The 17,744-nt window shown below is 32.8% G+C and carries 17 protein-coding genes and 2 other annotated features (1 of these 19 cut by a window edge); of the genes, 1 reads left to right on the top strand and 16 read right to left on the bottom strand.

The genetic code is table 11. The features are described from left to right. Positions 1-3: 3 nt before the first annotated feature. Complete coding sequence (locus tag RPL90_RS05405) at positions 4-2,634, bottom strand: valine--tRNA ligase (protein ID WP_313546433.1); 2,631 nt, start codon at positions 2,632-2,634, stop codon at positions 4-6. A gap of 38 nt (positions 2,635-2,672) precedes the next feature. Next, positions 2,673-2,897: a binding site (T-box leader), on the bottom strand. 58 nt (positions 2,898-2,955) lie between these two features. Here RPL90_RS05405 and RPL90_RS05400 point away from each other — a divergent pair. Then, on the top strand, positions 2,956-3,519 hold the full coding sequence (locus RPL90_RS05400; protein ID WP_313546430.1) for a DNA-3-methyladenine glycosylase I: 564 nt from the start codon (positions 2,956-2,958) through the stop codon (positions 3,517-3,519). 34 nt (positions 3,520-3,553) lie between these two features. On the opposite strand, the gene RPL90_RS05395 is transcribed toward RPL90_RS05400, so the two are convergent. The 15 genes from RPL90_RS05395 to infC form a co-directional block, all read right to left on the bottom strand. Next, positions 3,554-4,627: an AbrB family transcriptional regulator gene (locus RPL90_RS05395; protein WP_313546427.1), complete on the bottom strand. Its 1,074-nt coding sequence runs from the start codon at positions 4,625-4,627 to the stop codon at positions 3,554-3,556. 284 nt (positions 4,628-4,911) lie between these two features. Further along, on the bottom strand, positions 4,912-6,195 hold the full coding sequence (gene hemL, locus RPL90_RS05390) for a glutamate-1-semialdehyde 2,1-aminomutase (RefSeq protein ID WP_313546424.1): 1,284 nt from the start codon (positions 6,193-6,195) through the stop codon (positions 4,912-4,914). Between the two features lie 12 nt (positions 6,196-6,207). Then, positions 6,208-7,185 (bottom strand): porphobilinogen synthase, encoded by a 978-nt coding sequence (hemB, locus tag RPL90_RS05385; protein WP_313546421.1) that lies wholly within the window; start codon positions 7,183-7,185, stop codon positions 6,208-6,210. A gap of 1 nt (position 7,186) precedes the next feature. Next, entirely contained in the window at positions 7,187-7,864 is a 678-nt protein-coding gene (locus tag RPL90_RS05380) for a uroporphyrinogen-III synthase (RefSeq protein WP_313546418.1), read from the bottom strand. Positions 7,865-7,881: 17 nt separating this feature from the next. Then, positions 7,882-8,808 carry a hydroxymethylbilane synthase gene (gene hemC, locus RPL90_RS05375; RefSeq protein WP_313546415.1) on the bottom strand — a complete coding sequence of 309 codons (927 nt, stop codon included), beginning with the start codon at positions 8,806-8,808 and terminating at the stop codon, positions 7,882-7,884. A 49-nt stretch (positions 8,809-8,857) separates the two neighbouring features. Further along, the gene (locus RPL90_RS05370; RefSeq protein ID WP_313546412.1) at positions 8,858-9,679 is read right to left on the bottom strand and encodes a cytochrome c biogenesis protein; all 822 of its coding nucleotides are present in this window, start codon (positions 9,677-9,679) and stop codon (positions 8,858-8,860) included. Positions 9,680-9,699: 20 nt separating this feature from the next. Next, on the bottom strand, positions 9,700-11,037 hold the full coding sequence (gene hemA, locus RPL90_RS05365) for a glutamyl-tRNA reductase (protein ID WP_313546409.1): 1,338 nt from the start codon (positions 11,035-11,037) through the stop codon (positions 9,700-9,702). A gap of 168 nt (positions 11,038-11,205) precedes the next feature. Then, positions 11,206-11,793 carry a ribosome biogenesis GTP-binding protein YihA/YsxC gene (yihA, locus tag RPL90_RS05360; RefSeq protein ID WP_313546406.1) on the bottom strand — a complete coding sequence of 196 codons (588 nt, stop codon included), beginning with the start codon at positions 11,791-11,793 and terminating at the stop codon, positions 11,206-11,208. A 143-nt stretch (positions 11,794-11,936) separates the two neighbouring features. After that, positions 11,937-13,199 (bottom strand): ATP-dependent Clp protease ATP-binding subunit ClpX, encoded by a 1,263-nt coding sequence (gene clpX / locus RPL90_RS05355; RefSeq protein ID WP_061854475.1) that lies wholly within the window; start codon positions 13,197-13,199, stop codon positions 11,937-11,939. Between the two features lie 191 nt (positions 13,200-13,390). Then, positions 13,391-14,701 carry a trigger factor gene (gene tig / locus RPL90_RS05350; RefSeq protein WP_313546399.1) on the bottom strand — a complete coding sequence of 437 codons (1,311 nt, stop codon included), beginning with the start codon at positions 14,699-14,701 and terminating at the stop codon, positions 13,391-13,393. A gap of 155 nt (positions 14,702-14,856) precedes the next feature. Further along, positions 14,857-15,780, bottom strand: coding sequence for a hypothetical protein (locus RPL90_RS05345; protein WP_313546396.1), 924 nt, complete (start codon positions 15,778-15,780; stop codon positions 14,857-14,859). A gap of 13 nt (positions 15,781-15,793) precedes the next feature. Next, positions 15,794-16,405 carry an NUDIX domain-containing protein gene (locus tag RPL90_RS05340; protein ID WP_313546393.1) on the bottom strand — a complete coding sequence of 204 codons (612 nt, stop codon included), beginning with the start codon at positions 16,403-16,405 and terminating at the stop codon, positions 15,794-15,796. A 102-nt stretch (positions 16,406-16,507) separates the two neighbouring features. Beyond that, positions 16,508-16,864, bottom strand: coding sequence for a 50S ribosomal protein L20 (gene rplT, locus RPL90_RS05335; protein WP_048793476.1), 357 nt, complete (start codon positions 16,862-16,864; stop codon positions 16,508-16,510). Positions 16,865-16,928: 64 nt separating this feature from the next. Next, positions 16,929-17,129 carry a 50S ribosomal protein L35 gene (gene rpmI / locus RPL90_RS05330; RefSeq protein WP_061854471.1) on the bottom strand — a complete coding sequence of 67 codons (201 nt, stop codon included), beginning with the start codon at positions 17,127-17,129 and terminating at the stop codon, positions 16,929-16,931. Between the two features lie 27 nt (positions 17,130-17,156). Next, on the bottom strand, positions 17,157-17,684 hold the full coding sequence (gene infC, locus RPL90_RS05325) for a translation initiation factor IF-3 (RefSeq protein ID WP_048793669.1): 528 nt from the start codon (positions 17,682-17,684) through the stop codon (positions 17,157-17,159). Between the two features lie 27 nt (positions 17,685-17,711). Next, positions 17,712-17,744, bottom strand: a sequence feature (ribosomal protein L20 leader region) (it continues 94 nt past the right edge of the window).

Here is a 17,744-nt window from a genome sequence, read left to right as displayed (position 1 = left end):
CTCCTATGCTTTCAATTGATTTATTCTTAATTTTACACCATCATACTTCTCTTGATAAGTTTGTTTTTTCTCACGTTCTTCGTTAATAACTTTTTCAGGTGCTTTATTGACGAAGTTGTCATTAGCTAATTTGTTGTTTACTCTATCTAGTTCTTTTTGCCATTTGTCTAATTCTTTTTCTAAACGCGCAATTTCTTTATCCATATCGATTAAACCTTCAAGCGGTAATACTACTTCTCCTGCAGATGTTACAGAAGTCATCGCTTTTTCAGGAATTGTAATATCCGTATCAATAACTAATTCACTTGGATGACAGAAACGATCAATATAATTTGCGTTCGTTTCTAATGTTGATTTAATATGGCTATTTTTAGCTTTAATAAAGATAGGAATAGCTTTAGATAGTGGTGTGTCTACTTCTAGACGAGATTGTCTCACTGATTTAATAATTTCTACTAACTGATCCATCGTTTCTTTACTTTCACTAAATGACAATGCTTCACGTACAGTTGGCCATGAAGCGTGAACGATTGTGTCGCCAACATGTGGTAAGTTTTGCCAAATTTGTTCAGTTACGAATGGCATAAATGGATGTAACATTCTCATTGTATTATCTAAGACATAAGTTAACACTGAACGTGTTGTTTGTTTTTGAGCTTCATCATCGCCATTCATAGGGATTTTACTCATTTCGATATACCAATCACAGAAATCGTCCCAAATAAAGTTGTAAAGCGCTCTACCTACTTCACCGAATTCATATTTATCACTTAAATTCGTTACCGTTTCGATTGTTTCATTTAATCTAGTTAATATCCATTTATCTGCAAGTGATAAATTACCAGATAAATCTACTTGGTCAACAGTAAACTCATCGCCAATATTCATTATGCTGAAACGTGCAGCATTCCAAATTTTATTAATAAAGTTCCAAACTGATTCGACTTTTTCAGTAGAATAACGTAAATCATGACCTGGTGAAGAACCTGTCGCAAGGAAATAACGTAAGCTATCAGCACCATATTGATCGATAACATCCATAGGATCAACACCATTACCTAATGATTTACTCATTTTGCGACCATCTTCTGCGCGCACAAGACCATGCAGTAATACATCGTTAAATGGTCTACGTCCAGTGAATTCTAATCCTTGGAAAATCATTCGAGCAACCCAGAAGAAAATAATATCATAACCAGTTACTAACGCATTTGTCGGGAAGTAACGATTGAAGTCTACTGATTCTGTATTTGGCCAACCTAATGTTGAAAATGGCCATAAAGCACTTGAGAACCAAGTGTCTAGAACATCTTCATCTTGTTCCCAATTTTCAATATCAGTTGGAGGTGTTTCAGAAACTAATAGTTCACCTGTTTCTTTATGATAATATGCAGGTATTTGATGCCCCCACCATAGTTGACGAGAAATTGTCCAATCTCTAATTTCTTCCATCCAGCGATTAAATGTATTTTCAAATCTTGAAGGTACAAATTCAATACGATCATCGGTTTCTTGATTGTTTAATGCTTGCTCTGCCAGTGGTTTCATTTTAACAAACCATTGTGTAGATAAATAAGGTTCAACAACAGCGCCAGAACGTTCAGAGTGTCCCACTGAATGTTCATGTTCTTCAATTTTGATTACTAAATCTTGTTCAGTTAAATCTTTGACGAGTTGTTCGCGACATTCAAAGCGATCTAGACCAGCGTATTTACCAGCTAAGTCATTCATTTTACCTTCTTCATCCATAACATTAATACGTTCTAAGTTATGTCTATTACCTATTTCAAAGTCGTTAGGGTCATGTGCAGGCGTCACTTTCATTGCCCCACTACCAAATTCCATATCTACATACTCATCCGCCAAAATTGGTAATGTTTTGCCAACGATGGGCAGTGTTACATTTTTGCCAATTACATCTTTATAACGTTCGTCATTAGGATTTACAACGATGGCTGTATCTCCAAGCATTGTTTCTGGACGTGTAGTAGCTATTTCAATATAACCATCTTGATCTGCATATGGATATTTGAAATGATAAAACTTACCTTGTACATCTTCATGAATAACTTCGATATCAGATAATGCAGTTTTAGCCACTGGGTCCCAATTAATAATGTATTCACCACGATAGATTAATCCTTTATTGTACATATCAACAAAAACTTTTTTTACGGCTTGGCTTAAACCATCATCTAACGTAAAACGCTCTCTGCTATAATCTAAGCCTAAACCTAATTTAGACCATTGTTGTCTAATGAAGGTTGCGTATTCTTCTTTCCAGTCCCAAGCTTTTTCTAAAAACTTCTCACGACCTAAATCATGTCTAGAGATGCCTTGTTCATTTAATTTAGCATCTACTTTTGCTTGTGTTGCAATGCCTGCATGGTCCATACCAGGTAAATACAAAGTGTCATAGCCTTGCATACGTTTCATACGTGTTAATATATCTTGTAACGTCGTATCCCAAGCATGTCCTAAATGTAATTTACCAGTTACATTTGGTGGTGGAATAACGATGGTATATGTTTCTTTTGTATCATCTTCTTGTGCTTTAAAATATCCATTTTTTACCCATTCTTCATAACGACCCGCTTCTACTTCTTGCGGATTGTATTTAGGTTTCATTTCCATATAATTGCCTCCTTAAAATAAAAACACCCGCCCTATAAATATAGGACGGATGTTCCGTGGTACCACCTAAATTCAAGAAATTTATCGTTTCTTGCACTTAATCTCGATTAACGCTCAAGCACGCCTTAACCTAGTCATATTATTAATGAGTTCAGCTAAAGTTCAAAGTGGGCTACCTTCAACACTAGAAAATATACACTCTCACCAACCGTGTACTCTCTATAATTTCCTTAGCATTTACTCTTCCCAGTAGACTAATTTAATTTACTTAATTATAGTATAATGTAAACAGTAATAAGTCAATGAAATGGAGTGAAATTTATGAATCCTTGTGCGTTTGGCACTAAAGATCCTATTTATTTAGAATACCATGATTATGTTTGGGGCCAACCAATGTATGATAGTTTACAATTGTTTAAATTAATGGCATTAGAATCACAACATGCCGGTCTATCTTGGCTAACAATATTAAAAAAGAAATCATCTTATGAACAAGCATTTTACGATTTTGATCCAACAAAAATTGCCAAGATGACAGAGCAGGATATTGATTCATTAATGGCGTTTCCTAACATTGTACATAACAGAAAAAAGTTAGAAGCAATAGTGAATCAAGCTAAAGGGTTCTTTGAAATTGAACAAGATTATGGAAGTTTCAGTACGTTTTTATGGTCATACGTAGATCATAAGCCATATGATTTAAATTATAAAGAGCCTAGTGAACGCATCACTGTAGATGAAACTGCAACTCAATTATCGCAAAAACTAAAACAATATGGCTTTAAGTTTTTAGGACCAGTCACTGTATTTTCGTTTTTAGAAGCTGCTGGTTTGTATAACGCCCATTTACAATCTTGCCCTAGTAATCCGAAAAACTTAAAATAAATACAATTAAAACCAACAATAATCAGACGCTCGATTACTGTTGGTTTTTTGAAGCACGATAACGTAAGTAATAATTTAATATTGGTGCAATTAAAAAAAGTATAAAAAATATTCTAAAGATGTGGTAGCTTGAAATCATCGGTACATCTGCCCCTGTTTCAATAGCTACAAGTACAATTTGATTCATTCCCCCGGGAGCTGCACCTAAAAATAAATCATTAATCATATTATTAGTAAATAATGAAATAACATAAACCATAACAAGCGCTAGCAATATTAATAATACATTTTGTACCGCTATTGCGACTGCTATGCGCCCTCTCATTTGATCTAATAAGTTAGCTATTTGATTACCAATTCTTATCATATAGATCACTTGCGCCCCTGCAATAATGTAATTATCTAACGTAAAAGTGACGCCTGATATTAAATTCCACCCTATTAAAACGACAATAGGTGCTAACATTTGTTTCGTTGGAAAATTGATTTTCCCCATCGCATAATAAACTAAAGCAATTAAAATAATTAATGTAAGCATATTAGGTAAGGTCAATGCTTGTGTTAAATTATGATGTACTTCAGTCCCGTTAGAATGACTGCCTCCTGGTGATTTAAAGAAATAAGAAATAAATGGGACTAATACAACAACAAATATAATTCGAGAGGTCTGAGTTAGACTTACAACCATGATATTAGCTTTTTTATCTTCTTCAGCCATGACTAACATTTGACTTAAAGCACCTGGAATGACGCTTAATACAGCAGTTTCTGTATTAACTTGTGCTATTTTTTTAAACAATAAGGCAATTAATAATGAAAGTAGTAATAATAATATTGTTACTAAAATTATCGTAAACCAATCATCTTTAATGTCATAAATAACATTTTCAGTAAAAGTAGAACCTATTTGAACCCCTAATAAAATTAAACCAAGTTCACTGAGCCAAAAAGGCCATTTTATTTCTAAATGTAATATTTTAATAGCAATAATCGTTGCGATAATTGGCCCAAACATAAAAGGTAATAACACATGTGCTACATGCAACAACAAACTAATTAAAATAGCTAAAGCTAAAACTATGATATTATTACGAAAATACTTAGTCATATCTCTTCTCAACTTTCATTGTAATACCGTAATTATTCAATCGATTTAAATTGATTGTATCATATTATGAAATTCATGAAATAGCTTAAATTTTTAATAATAAAATAGAGAACTAGAGAAAAATATTATTTTTATAAGAAAATTTTGTAGTCCCATCCTGGTAAAGATGACTAGCGTTGAAAGAAGCTTGAAAGTAGCGCATTTTCAATTCAGTCATCTGTTGCCCCTATAAAAAGTGAGCCTGAAGACAATCATATGTTTCAGACTCACTTAGTTAATTATATTTAAACAATTCTACTTAGTGCAGTATCAAATGCTTGTATTGTTTTATTAATATCTTCTTCAGTATGTGCAAGAGATAAAAATGTACCCTCAAATTGTGAAGGTGGTAAGAATACGCCCTCTTTAGCCATTTCTCTATACATTTGACCAAATAACTCTAAGTCACTTGCATTTGCTTCATCAAAATTAGTAACAGGTCCTTCGTTTAAGAAGTAACCAATCATTGATCCCGCACGGTTTACTGTGATTGGAACATTATGTTTAGCAAAAACTTCTTTTAGACCGTTTTCTAATATATCGCCTAAATGATTAAAGTATTTATAAGATTCTGGTGTTAGTTGACTTAATGTTTCATAACCACTTGTCATTGCCAATGGATTACCAGATAATGTACCAGCTTGATAAATATCACCTGCAGGCGCGATTTGATCCATAATTTCTTTTTTACCACCAAAAGCACCTACTGGTAAACCGCCTCCAATAACTTTACCTAAACAAGTTAAATCAGGCGTCACATTAAAGTAGCCTTGCGCACAATTATAACCTACTCTGAAACCCGTCATCACTTCATCGAAAATTAATAATGAACCATATTCTGTCGTAATGTCTCTTAAGCCTTGTAAAAAGCCTTCTTGTGGAGGCACCACGCCCATATTACCTGCAACAGGTTCTACAATAACGCCTGCGATATCATCACCAAATTGTTCGAAAGCAGTGCGGATTGCATCTAAATCATTATAAGGCACTGTAATCGTATTCTTAGCTGTTCCTTCTGGCACGCCAGGAGAATCAGGTAGACCTAAAGTAGCTACACCAGAGCCAGCTTTGATTAATAAAGAATCACTGTGTCCATGGTAACAACCTTCAAATTTAACTATTTTATTACGACCAGTATATCCACGAGCTAATCTTAAAGTATCAAGCGTCGCTTCAGTTCCTGAAGACACCATTCTTACTTTTTCAATAGAAGGAACTCTATCAATAACAAGTTGTGCTAAGTCATTTTCCTTTATAGTCGAAGCACCAAAACTTGTACCATTATCCACTGCAGCGTGTAACTTTTCGATGACTTGCTTATTTTTATGGCCTAAAATTAAAGGTCCCCAACTTAACACATAATCAATATACTCATTACCGTCTATATCATATATTTTTGAACCTTCACCATGATCCATAAATATAGCAGGTGTATCAACAGATTTAAATGCTCTAACGGGGCTGTTAACGCCACCAGGCATTAAATCTTTCGCAACTTCCATAGCTTGTTCGGATTGTTCATAACGCATTAAAATTCCTCCTTATTGTTCGTCTAAATAGCGACAAATATCTTTTGCAAAGTAAGTAATAATTAAATCAGCACCTGCACGCTTCATTGAAATCATTTGTTCCATCACTACTGCTTTTTCATCTATCCAGCCATTTAAGGCGGCTGCTTTTGTCATGCTATATTCACCACTTACATTATATGCAACGACTGGTACGTTCGTTGTGTTTCGTACATCACGAATAATATCTAAAAAGCTTAATGATGGTTTGACTATCATCATATCTGCACCTTCAGCTAGGTCGCTATCTAATTCTCTTAAAGCTTCACGTCTATTAGCAGGGTCCATTTGATATGTTTTACGATCACCAAATTGAGGCGTAGATTCTGCAGCATCTCGGAATGGACCGAAGAAACTAGACGCATATTTGATACCGTAACTCATGATAGGTACATTTTCATAACCGGCAGCGTCAAGGCCTTTTCTAATGGCCGTAACAAAACCATCCATCATATTACTTGGCGCAATAATATCAGCACCTGCTTCGACTTGAGAAATAGCAGTTTTAACTAATAGAGGAAGTGATTCATCATTATCTACATCATGTGTGTGTTCATTAATCACACCACAATGACCATGATCTGTATATTCACATAAACAAGTATCGGCAACGATTAGTAAATCACTGTACATAGACTTAGCTTTTCTCGTCGCTTCTTGCACAATGCCATTATGATCATAAGCGCCTGTGCCTTCTGCATCTTTTTCATTAGGTACACCGAAAAACATAATCGCTCTGACACCTAAGTCATATGCTGCTTTTATTTCTTCGCTAACTAAATTTAAACTTAATTGATAAACACCTGGCATTGAAGGTATTTCTTCCTTAACGTCATCACGTTCTACAACAAAGATTGGATATATTAAATCATCTTTTCTTACATGTGTTTCACTGACTAAATTTCTCATCGTTTTTGATGAGCGTAATCTTCTATGTCTATCAAATTCCATTTTACTCCCTACTTTCTAATACTTTATCTACTAATGCGTCCAACGTTTGAATGTCCGCAATGGGCGCATTGATTCCAAATTGTTCAATCGTCTTGAACGTTTGTTGCCCTATAACAAAATAATTAATTTTTGAATGATTAATTCTTGCTTTACTAAAAAAATACCTTATTGCAGAAGAACTCGCAAACGTTACAGCATCTAATTGTTCGTTATTTATTAATTGTTGCAATTTATTAATATTCTCTGTAAATGGTACAGGTTGATATAAATCTATCTTGATAACATGCGCGCCTCGTTCACTTAATACAGCATGTAAATGAGGTCGAGCTTGCGCACTTGAAGGGATAATAATATTTAAGTCATTAATGTTTTGAAAATGACGTAATAATCCTTCTTGCGAATAATCATCAGGACAATAGTCTACTTGAATCCCAAATTGCTGACAATACGCCTTAGTTTTCTCACCTATGACTGCAATGTTATCAACTTGCAGTGATTGTAAATATTTATAAAAATACGCAACTGCATTTTTAGACGAAAAAATAAGCCAGTCAAAATGTGAGTCAAGAATTGAGTAATCAAATGATAAAGGTTCAATTTTAATCATCGGTAAATGAATAATATCAACCTTATCATTTGTATATTCACTCGTTTGCGTCATCACAATAACTGGTTTCATTTTTCCACCTCAAACGGTTAGTTTTCTTCATTTAATGCTTTAATAATATCGTAAGCGCCTTGCTCATTCAATACTTCACTTACTTGTTTACCCAATGTAACAGGGTCTTTACCATGAACTGTATGTTCATATCTTTCAGTACCATCTGGTGACATGATTAATCCTGTAAATTCAATAGTACCATCTTGTTCAATTGTTGCGTATCCACCAATTGGTACTTGGCAACTACCATTCATTTCTTTTAAAAATGTTCGTTCTGCTGTAACACAATTTGCAACTTCTTGATTGTGAACTTTAGCTAAAAGATCTAACAATTCTGTATCATCAGCACGACATTCAATGCCTAAAGCGCCTTGTCCTATCGCCGGTACAAGAGTATCTTTGTCTAAATAAGTCGTTACGATATCATCAGACCACCCCATACGTTTTAATCCTGCTGCTGCTAAGATAATAGCATCATAATCTTCATTGTATAGTTTATTTAAACGCGTATCTATATTACCTCTTATCCATTTTATTTCTAAATTAGGATACTTTGCTAAAATTTGTGCACCACGTCTCAGAGAACTCGTACCCACGATGCTACCATCTGGTAAATCTTCTAATGCTACATGGTTTTTTGCAATATAAGCGTCAAAAGGAATTTCTCTATCAGGAATACAACCTAACGTTAAACCGTCCGGAATAACGCTAGGAACATCTTTTAACGAATGTATCGCCATATCAATTTCATTGTCAAATAGTGCTTGCTGAATTTCTTTAACAAATAATCCTTTACCGCCAACTTTAGATAATTGTCTATCCACAATTTTATCACCTTTAGTGACAATTTCTTTAATTTCTATTTCTAAATCAGGTTTAATTGCTTTAAGTTTATCTATAAATTGTTGACTTTGTGTTAAAGCTAATTTACTTCTTCGTGAACCGACGACTAATTTTCGCATTTTATTTGTTCCACCTTTTCTATATCAACATGTATTTCCAATGAATTTATTAGTGAAAACTTGAAATAATTGGACCGAATAATAGATTAATTATGCATAAACAAAATAATACAATATTCAAATATATTAATTTATGTTTTGATTGTAATTGTTTTACTCTAAACAAAATATATAGCGCATATAAAATAGCAATGATAAACGAGAAAATCACTTTTTTATCAATTAAGGTAGTGAATCCAATAGTATTTATCCCCCATTGAGCACCCAATATTAGGCTTAAAATTAATAATATAAAGCCTACCAATGAGCTGTAAAATACAATTTGCTCTAATGTAGCCACGCTACCTAATCGGAAATACTTTTGCGTAAATCGTTTTTGTTTCAAATTATTATACTGAATTAAATATAAAATACAATTTACAAAAGCTAAAGTGAAAAGTGCATAACTGACCGTTGCAAAACTAATATGCACTATCAATAGTTCATTAATTACAGTTATTTTTTCGCCTTTTTCCAAATAATTCATAGGTTGGAAAGTATTAATTGCAATTAATATAAAACCAACCAAATTAAATAAAAATATAGAAAAATCAATTGGTCTAATGACATTAATTACGATTGAAATCGAAATAATCAACCATGTAATAATAAATAAAATATCAAAAATATTACTTAATGGTACTGACCTCGTTTGATTGATAAATAAAGACAAAGAGATTGTTTGTAATACCCAAACAATCCCTAAAGTAATAAACCCTAAACGTCTTATCTTAAAATTTTTTCTAAAAAAATCATAAAAATAACAAGAAATACTGACAAAATAAATAAATAAAATAATTTCATGAAATCTTATAAATAAACTATCTTGCATAGCATCACCATTTAATTGGCTTATTCAAAACTTAGAATACGACTTAATTTATCCTCATATTTGGTATTTTTACCTTTTTCCAGATATGGATTTTCAGCCTCAATATCAAATATATTTTGAAATAGCTCTAATTTTTCATTACTTTTCTTATCATTACTTAACTCTTTGGCTTGTTTTATAGGGTCTTTTAACATTTGATTAATAATACTTTTTGTATGTTTAGAGACGATTTTGCGCTCGTGTTCAGATAGGTTTGGCAGTTTTCTATCAATACTGTCCATCGTATCAGATTGTATTGTCATTGCTTTTTCTCTTAAAGCTCTAATAACTGGCACCACGCCAAGCATATTCACCCATTCATTGTGATTGGCTATTTCACGTGGAATATTTTGCGCAATTGAATCAGCAGCCAACTGTCTTTCTTTTAAGTTTGCGTCGACTAAGCCTTTTAAATCATCTACATCATAACTAAATACGTCAGATAATTGACTTACAGCTGGATCAATATCTCTAGGTACTGCGATATCAATCATCACTAATGAATCTAGTTTTCTATGATTATCAATTTCTGACATCATTTCGTTAGTAATCATATAAGCTTCAGAGCTAGTAGAACTGATTACAATGTCAGCTTGTGTTAATAAGTTAGGTAATTGTTCAATGTTGGCATAGTTAACAGCATGCTTACTTGCAAGTGTTTCGGCATTTTCAACCGTTCTATTAACTACTGTTATATCTTTAACATTGGATCCTAATAAATTTAATAATGACAATTCGCTCATTTCCCCAGCGCCTACGACTACAGCTTTTTTATTTGCTAATTTACCAAATACCTTTTTAGCTAATTCAACTGCAGCGTATGATACGCTTACTGCATTATCTGCTATATCAGTTTCATTGTGTGATTTTTTTGCAAAAGTAATTGCCTGTTTAAATAAATGATTGAAAATAGTCCCCGTAGTTGCTTCCTGTTGGGCAATAAAGAACGCGTCTCTAACTTGACCAAGAATTTGAGTTTCCCCTAAAACGATAGAATCTAATCCTGATGCTACACGCATTAAATGATTTACTGCATCATCTCCTATGTGTACTTCAGTCATATCTTTGATTTCTTCGACATCAAAACCGAATGAACGCGCTAAAAATCTTTGCATATAATAGCGACCTGTGTGAATTTGATCAACAATAGCGTACACTTCTGTCCGATTGCATGTGGAAACTATTACATTTTCTAAAATAGATTTTGTTTCAAATAAGTCAACATTAGCTACGTGTATGGCATTGTCTTTGAAAGCAACTTTTTCTCTTAATGCTACATCTGCTGTGCGATGGTTTATACTAATCGCAATAAAATGCATTTATAACGCCCTCCATACATATTACAATAAGTAAATTATAACATAACTATGACATGAGTTAAGCAAGTTGCCCACGTAAATTAGAAGAATTATTATTAAATTCAAATATTTGTCAAATTTGCACTCATGTACGTAGTGTTAATAATAATAAGTGTCAGTTAATAATAATTATAAATAACTTTCGATAGCTTGCCAAATTAATTTTTGCTTATTATTTTTAACTGATGAATAACTTATAATACTGTCTGAAGGTTCCATTTGTAGCTTTTGTTGAATATTGTCAAGATGTTTTTGGACTTTACCTTTTGCAATTTTGTCTTCTTTAGTCGCAACAACAAGTGTTGGTAGTTCATAATACTTTAAAAAGTCATACATTAATATATCATCTTCAGTAGGATTATGTCTTAAATCGACAAGTTGAATTACAAGTTTTAATGACTTGCGCTGCGTTATATACTGTTCAATCATTTTACCAAATGCAGCACGTTGCTTTTTACTCACCTTCGCATAACCATAACCCGGCACATCTACAAATACGAGTTGATTATCGATATTATAAAAATTTAATGTTTGCGTTTTTCCTGGCTGTTGCGAAGTACGCGCCATATTCTTTCTACCTATCATACTGTTAATAAAAGAAGATTTACCTACATTAGAACGACCACTTAATGCAACTTCACTTAAGCCTGTCTCAGGATATTGTGATGGATTTACTGCACTTATTAATATTTCAATTTCATTAGGATTAATATTCATTATTGACCCACTTTCTACTTGTTTAACTCATTCATTATAGTATAGAATTGCTTATTTTGCGATGTGTTTAACAAAATTTAACCAATTATGTAAAAAGACCGAGACACAATTTTGTCCCGGTCTTTAATAATATATTTAATTAGTTAGGCAGAAGTTTGTTCATTATTTACTAAATTACCGTCTTTATCGTATAATTCAGGGTTCTTTTCTTCATTGATAGTGTCTTCAGTAATAACTACTTTAACGACACCGTCAGAAGATGGAACGTCATACATGATATCAATTAATGCTTCTTCAATAATTGAACGTAAACCACGTGCACCAGTTTTTCTTTCAATTGCTTTATTACTGATTGCAGCTAATGCGCCGTCAGTAAATTCTAGCTCAACATCATCTAGTTCTAGCATTTTAACATATTGCTTAACCAACGCATTTTTAGGTTGTGTTAAAATATTTTTCAATGCTTCTACGTCTAATGTTTCTAGGTTAGCTACGATTGGTACACGACCAATAAATTCTGGAATTAAACCGTAAGATTGTAAATCTTCTGGTCTAATTTGTTCTAAAATAGCATCTTCATCATATTTAGAAGCTTCACTACTAGAGAATCCAATTACTTTTTCGCCAAGTCTTCTCTTGATAACTTCATCAATACCGTCGAAGGCACCACCTAAAACGAATAAGATATTAGTTGTATCAATTTGAATTAACTCTTGGTTTGGATGTTTACGTCCACCTTGTGGAGGAACGCTTGCAGTAGTACCTTCTAATATTTTAAGTAATGCTTGTTGTACACCTTCACCAGAAACATCTCTTGTAATAGAAGTATTTTCTGATTTACGTGCAATTTTATCGATTTCATCGACATAAATAATACCTTTTTCAGCTTTATCAATATCAAAATCAGCAGCTTGTATTAAACGTAATAAGATATTCTCTACATCGTCACCTACGTAACCAGCTTCAGTTAAACTAGTAGCATCTGCAATTGCAAATGGTACGTTTAACGTTTTTGCTAAAGTTTGAGCTAAAAGTGTTTTACCACTACCAGTTGGCCCTATTAAAGCAATATTACTTTTTTGTAATTCAACATCATCTTCATTTGGTCCCAACTGTTGAATACGTTTATAATGATTGTAAACTGCTACTGCTAAAGATTTTTTAGCTTTTTCTTGTCCAATTACATAATCATTCAATTGATCCATAATTTCTTTTGGTGTAGGTAATTCAGTTAAGCCTTCCGGTTCTGCTTGAGCTAATTCTTCTTCTACGATTTCTGAACATAACTCAATACACTCATTACATATATATACGCCACTACCTGCGACTAATTTTTTTACTTGATCTTGATCTTTACCACAGAAAGAACATTTTAAATTTTCTTCATCTTCATTGAACTTGAACATTCTATTTACACCCCTATTCCCTAAAGACTATACTAGATAGCATTTTAATATGCAAACAGTTAAATTTACAAGATATTTGCATAAAAATAGTGAAGCAGATACATCAATAATTAATGCATCTGCCACTCACTATTTTTACATTATACAGCTTTACATTTTAAGCAAAAAATAATTTGCTCAATATATTAACCTTATGCTTCTTCGTCTTCTTTAGCAGGTTCTACTAATTTTGCTTCGTCAACAAGTAAATCAATAACTTTTTGGATACGCACGTCATTTTTAACGATGTCAGTATTACCTAATGTTTGTTTAATATCTTCAACTGAGATATTAAATTGACCACTCATTTTTTCTAATTCTTTATCGATATCTTCATCAGATACTTCAACATTTTCAGCGTCAGCGATTGCAGTTAATGTTAAGTTTGTTTTAACGCGTTCTTGTGCGTCGTCTTTCATTTGTTCTCTTAATTGAGACTCGTCTTGACCTGAAATTTGGAAGTAAGTTTCTAAATTTAAACCTTGTTGTTGCATACGTTGCCCAAATTCTTGAACCATACGGTCTAATTCAGTGTTAACCATTGCTTCTGGAATATCGATAGTCGCATTGTTAGCAGCTTTATTAATTGCTTCTTCTTTTTGTGCATTTTCTGCATCAGTTTCTTTTTGTTCAGCTAAACGTTTACGCGTATTTTCTTTAAATTCATCAACTGAATTTGCCTCTGAATCTAATTCGTTAGCAATTTCATCAGTTAATTCAGGAACTTCTTTAGCTTTAACTTCGTTTACTTTAGTTTTGAATGTAGCTTCTTTTCCAGCTAATTCTTCTGCATGATACTCTTCTGGGAAAGTAACTGTTACGTCTTTTTCTTCTCCAGTTTTAGCACCAATTAATTGTTCTTCAAATCCAGGGATAAACATACCTGAACCAATTTCTAAGTCATAACCTTCAGCTTGACCACCTTCGAATTGTTCTCCATCTACATAACCATCGAAGTCGATATTAACTGTGTCACCATCTTCAATGGCACCGTCTTCTTTAACAACCATTTCAGCTAAATGGCCTAATTGATGATCAATTGATTCTTGAACTTCTTCATCAGTTAATTCAGCATTTTGTTTTTCAATTTCAAGACCTTTATAGTCTCCTAATTGAACTTCTGGTTCAACTACAACTGTAGCATCAAATTTGAAGTCTTGACCTTTTTCGATTTGTTGTACGTCGATTTCAGGTTGATCAACTGGTTTGATACCAGTTTCATCGATAGCTTCACCATATGCTTCTGGTAATAAAATATCAGCCGCATCTTGATAAAGTGCTTCTACACCAAAACGTTGTTCAAAGATTTGACGTGGAACTTTACCTTTACGGAAACCAGGTACATTAATTTGTTTTACTACTTTTTTGAAAGCTTGATCTAATGCTTTGTCTAATTTTTCTGCTGGAACTGTAACTGATAATACACCTTCGTTACCTTCCTTTTTTTCCCAAGTTGCTGTCATGTATAAAAACCTCCATGATTATCCTATTTTATTTTTTCAACTTCACTAGTATACCATACGACAAGTGGGTATACAAACCTAGATGTTTTACAGTTCAAATAATTTGCTAAGAATTAATACTATGTTGTTTGTATACCCACAATGTAATGTATTAATTATGTTAAACTATCTAGTTTTAAAATTAAGTTTTTAATTTCACTATGTGCTTCACCCTTATCGATGCCTAACATCGACTTAAAATAATTTTCATATGTCTCAATCCATTGTTCTGAAGATGCTATGCGATTTATATCAAGCGGATATAATAAAATGGCATGATTATTCATAACGTGTGCTGCCTCATTAATTAATTGTGTTGCGTCTTTTTCCATTAATTGAATTACGTTTGGAATAATATACTGTTTAAGTTCAGTATGTTCTAAACCTTCTAAGGCACTCGGAACTACATCAAGATTATAACCAAATTTTGATAATTGAATACTCGTTTCATATTGTGCAAACCTTAAGTATTCTAACATAATGCTTATGACATTAGGCTGCAAAGATAGAGAATTAATTAGCTGTGCCACCGATTCTTTATAATTGTATTGGTTATTATCAATTAAAGTTAAAATAGTATTGATTTGTTCTCTTAAAGATAAAGCATCAAATTGCTGCAATTGTTCGCCGGCCATTTTGTTATATTGTTCTAGTTGACTAAGTGCAAATTCCTTTATAGGAAAAAGCTCCATTCTCGTTTGATGATTTTGAACTTCATCTATAATTTGATTAATGACTTCAACAACTTCAATATATTGCTTTAAGTTGTTTAAGCTTTTAACATAATACAATACAAGCTCATCATAATTATTAAAGCCTTGCTTTAATAAAATGATAGTTTCTTCTCTAAGTTCTAAATAATAACCTAATTCATGTAATGTTGCGCATTTTAACAACGATAAAGTTTCATCTAACTCAAAATGTTGTTCAAATTCTTCGAACAGTTCATAAACCTTTTCTAAATGGTTGTTGTTAAATTCAACTTTAATATCTCTTATTAGCTTTTCTCTCGAACGCGGAAAAGGAATGATGTCTGACATGGCTATTTCACCTCTATTGTAAAGCTTCTAAAATTAAAGAACTCCATGTTTCAAAGTCATCGTAATTGTCGATACTTCCTTGTTCAACCCATTTAATTTTTAAAGTGTCCGTCTCTTGTACCTCTACATCATTTGAATTCACTTTGATTTTAAATACGACACCTAGATGTACTTCGCCCACTTCATTCATGTCATCATTAATAAAACCTATGTATTGTAAGTTTTGTGATTTCTCTGATGCTAGTCCAACTTCTTCTTCTAATTCACGTTGTGCATTAGTTCTTAATACTTCATTAATTGTATCTGCACCCACAATATCGTTCATATGGCCACCTACGCCGATAGATGATTGACCATGCAAACGGTCTTCACCACCACCAGATAGTCTTTCATATACTAAAAGTTGATCATTTTCATTTTCTAACAAACAATATGAAATTAATTGCTTATAGTCAGGGTCTTCTTCCATATCCCCTCTACGTTTAACCTCGTATTGGCTAAGCGTATCAAATATTTCTTGCCCTTTTGTACTATCGTTAGCTAAAAACCCATTAAATTGATTATTTTCTTCATCAAATAATATATGACGAGGCACTACTATAATGCGTTCATCGAATTTTGACATATGTATCTCCTTCATGTTTGACTTCGTAGTTATTTTATCAAATCTAATTTATTTCTCAAAATAAAAAAGAGATGTAGCAAATGCCACATCTCTTGTTATTTATTATTTTAAAGCATCTTTTGCTTTAGTTACTAATTCACCGAAAGCTTTGTCGTCTGAAATAGCAATTTCAGATAACATTTTACGGTTAATGTCAATTTCAGCTTTTTTCAAGCCGTTCATTAATCTTGAGTAGCTGATGTCATGTTGACGTGCAGCTGCATTAATACGTGTAATCCATAATTTACGGAAATCACGTTTTCTTTGACGACGGTCACGGAAAGCATATTGACCTGATTTCATAACTTGTTGTTTTGCTACTTTATATAAAGTACGTTTCGCACCGAAGTAACCTTTTGCTAATTTGATCGTCTTTTTACGACGAGCTCTTGTTACTGTTCCACCTTTTACTCGTGGCATAATAAATTCCTCCTCAAAATATGTTAATTCTTTATAATGTTAATGATAAGCAAACGTTGTCTAATTATTTTTTGTAAGCTAATAATTGTTTTACGCGTTTTAAGTCAGATTTATGAACTAACTTAGCTTTACGTAATTGACGTTTTTGTTTAGTGTTTTTGTTTGCAAATAAGTGAGATGTGAAAGCTCTTGAACGTTTTAATTGTCCTGAACCAGTTCTTTTAACACGTTTAGCTGCTCCACGGTGTGTTTTCATTTTAGGCATGATAAATTTCCTCCTGTGATTTGAATATTATTTTTCAGCTGTAGGGCTTAACATAATGAACATTTGACGCCCTTCCATTTTAGGTTTTTGTTCAACTGAAGCAATATCTTTACATTCTTCAGCGAATTTTTCTAAAACGCGTTGTCCAATTTCTTTATGTGTAATTGCTCTACCTCTAAAACGAATAGAAACTTTACATTTGTCCCCTTTTGATAAGAACTTACGACCATTTTTCAACTTAGTTTGAAAGTCATGTTCTTCAATAGTAGGACTTAAACGTATCTCTTTTACGTTTATTGTTTTTTGTTTCTTCTTCATTTCTTTTTCTTTTTTCTGTTGTTCGAATTTGTATTTACCATAATCCATAATTCTACCAACAGGTGGTTTAGCGTTTGGCGCTACGACTACTACGTCTAAACCTACACGATCGGCCATTTCTAATGCTTCACTTTTTGGTTTAACCCCAATTTGTTCGCCATCTTGACCGATTAATCTTAATTCTTTTGCACGAATCTTATCGTTTACTTGAGTTTGATCTTTAGCTATGGTTGACACCTCCATGAAATTTACGAAATTATGCCAAGTAAAAAAGCAGAGCGAGTATAAATTACACCC

It is taken from the genome of Staphylococcus kloosii, from assembly GCF_032139365.1.
GTDB lineage: Bacteria > Bacillota > Bacilli > Staphylococcales > Staphylococcaceae > Staphylococcus > Staphylococcus kloosii_A.
Note: the sequence above shows the minus strand (reverse complement) of the source record. Positions and strands in the feature narration are given on the sequence as shown.